The 2,520-nt window shown below is 65.3% G+C and carries 2 protein-coding genes and 1 pseudogene; all 3 read left to right on the top strand.

Going from position 1 to position 2,520, the window contains the following annotated elements:
- Positions 1-819 (top strand): acyl-CoA dehydrogenase (locus WA702_RS20665; RefSeq protein ID WP_425112403.1); only part of this gene is annotated, 819 nt, incomplete at its 5' end.
- Positions 820-821: 2 nt separating this feature from the next.
- Complete coding sequence (locus WA702_RS20660) at positions 822-2,336, top strand: class I adenylate-forming enzyme family protein (RefSeq protein ID WP_425112404.1); 1,515 nt, start codon at positions 822-824, stop codon at positions 2,334-2,336.
- A 41-nt stretch (positions 2,337-2,377) separates the two neighbouring features.
- A pseudogene (locus WA702_RS20655) lies at positions 2,378-2,520 on the top strand (glycerol-3-phosphate dehydrogenase); the annotation flags it as partial.

The following is a 2,520-nucleotide window of genomic DNA, read 5'->3' as shown; positions in this document are numbered from 1 at the left end:
CAGCCATTCTCGGAAGGCGGTGCAGCCGCCGCCGGCGGCGTCGCGTTCGGCACCGAAGCCAAGCCGGTCAACGGCGGCTGGCTCGTCAACGGCAAAAAGATCTTCGCCTCGCTTGCCGGGCATGCCAACTATTACGGCGTGCTCTGCACCGAGATCGCCGAGGGCGAGAAGGCTTCCCGCCGCAACACGCTCTATCTCGCGGTGCCGGCCAATGCGGACGGCGTCTCCGTGGTCGGCGACTGGGATCCGCTGGGCATGCGCGGCACCGTCTCGCGTACGCTGCTGTTCAAGGACGTGTTCGTCGGCGAGGACGCCGCGCTGATGCCGCGTGGCGTCTATTTCCAGGCCGCTCAGCGCTGGCCGCATATGTTCCTGACGCTGTCGCCGACCTATATGGGCTTGGCGCAGGCTGCGTACGATTTCGCTGTCAAATATCTGCGCGGCGAAGTGGCGGGCATGCCACCGGTGAAACGGCGGATGTATCCGACCAAGCAGATCGCGGTCGCGCAGATGCAGATCAAGCTGGAGCAAATCAAAGGCATCTGGTTCCAGGCCGTCACCGAGGCGCGCGCCAATCCGAGCAAGGAACAGGCGCTGCGGGCCTATGCGGCGCAATATTCGGTGATGGAAGGCGCCAATGAGCTGGCGGCGCTGGCGATCCGCACTTGCGGCGGACAATCGATGCTGAAATCGCTGCCGCTGGAGCGAATCTATCGCGATAGCCGCTGCGGCTCGCTGATGCTGCCCTGGACCGCCGAGCTCTGCCTCGACCGCATCGGCCGTGAGGCGCTCTATGAGCCCGGCGAGACGGACGATTGAGCGTGGATCTCTCCAGCCTCATTGCGCGCAACGCCGCCTTTACGCCCGACAAGCCGGCGCTTCACTTCGAAAGCGAGACACTGAGCTATGCGGCCCTGAGCACGCGGATCGCACACGCGGCGAGCGCATTGAGATCAAAGTTCGGTGTCAGGCCCGGCGATCGCGTCGCGATCCTGAGCCTGAACCGGCCGGACTATCTGGTGCTGCTCTATGCCTGCGCGCGGCTCGGCGCCATTCTGGTGCCGATGAACTGGCGGCTCGCCGTCGCCGAGCAGATGTTCATTCTCACGGACGCCTCGCCGAAGGTGCTGGTGCTGGAGCATGCCTTTGCGCCGGTGCTGCCGGCGCTTGCGGAACGGTTGTCCGAGACGCGCATTGTCGGCCTCGACTTCATGCCGGAGCGCGGCGTGACGTTCGACGCGCTGCTGGCGCACGACGACGAGAGCGTTCCCGATAAGGCCGACCTCTCCTGCCCGCTGCTGATCGTCTACACATCAGGCACCACGGGTCGTCCGAAGGGCGCGGTGCTGCGCCAGGAGGCGCTGCTGTGGAACGGGGTGATGAGCCAGCACATGCATGGCCTCACCTCCGACGATCACGTGCTCACCGTGTTGCCGCTGTTCCATGTCGGCGGCCTCAACATCCAGACCACGCCGGCCCTGCATCATGGCGCAACGGTGACGCTGCATGCGCGTTTCACGCCGGACGCGACGCTGGCCGCGATCGCGCGCGATCGCCCGACGCTGACGGTGCTGGTGCCTGCGACCATTCAGGCCGTGACCGAACATCCTGCCTGGGCCGACACCGATCTCTCGTCCCTCAAGGCGATCTCCACCGGCTCGACTATCGTGCCGCCCGCGCTGATCGACCGCATCACGGCGCGCAATGTGCCGGTGCTGCAAGTCTATGGCTCGACTGAAACCTGCCCGATCGCGATCTACACGCGCCGCGAAGGCGACCTGTCACGCCAAGGTTCGACCGGCCTGCCCGGCCTGTGCTGCGAAGCTGCAATTGTCGATCAGGCCGGCGACGCGGTCGTGGAGGGCGTACCGGGCGAGATCGTCGTCCGCGGTCCCAACGTGCTCACCGAATATTGGCGCAATCCGGAGGCGACGCGGAAAGCGTTGCGGGACGGATGGTATCGCACCGGCGACATCGCGCGCCGCGACGCCGATGGCTATTTCTGGGTGCTCGAGCGCAAGAACAATCTGATCATCTCGGGCGGCGAAAACATCTATCCCGCCGAGCTCGAGCGCGTGCTGATCGAGCATCCCGACGTCGTCGATTGCGGCGTGATCGGCAGGCCGGATCCGCGCTGGGACGAAGTCCCGGTCGCCTTCGTCATCAAGCGGCCTGGTGCATCGCTTGACGTCGAAGGTTTGAAGCAGCATCTGCAAGCGCAGCTTGCGCGCTTCAAACTGCCGCGCGATATCATCTTCGTCGACGATCTGCCGCGCACGGCGCTTGGCAAGGTGCAGCATCATGTGCTGCGCGAGCGCGACAAAAATGAGCCGTGAAGGCGCACATCCAACGTCTGCGCTGGATAGGGAGCGAGAAAATGAAGATAGCAGTGCTGGGCGGCGGCAACGGCTCCTTCGCCGCCGCCGGTGATTTCGCCCTCCAGGGCCATCACGTCAGCTTCTGGCGGCGCGATGCCGAAGCGGTCGCGCAGCACAAAGCCGCTGGCTCGACGATCACGGT

It is taken from the genome of Bradyrhizobium sp. (assembly GCF_049798375.1).
In the GTDB taxonomy this organism is placed as follows: Bacteria; Pseudomonadota; Alphaproteobacteria; order Rhizobiales; family Xanthobacteraceae; genus Bradyrhizobium.
The sequence above is the reverse complement of the archived record's forward strand: the minus strand, read 5'-3'. Positions and strand labels throughout refer to the sequence as shown.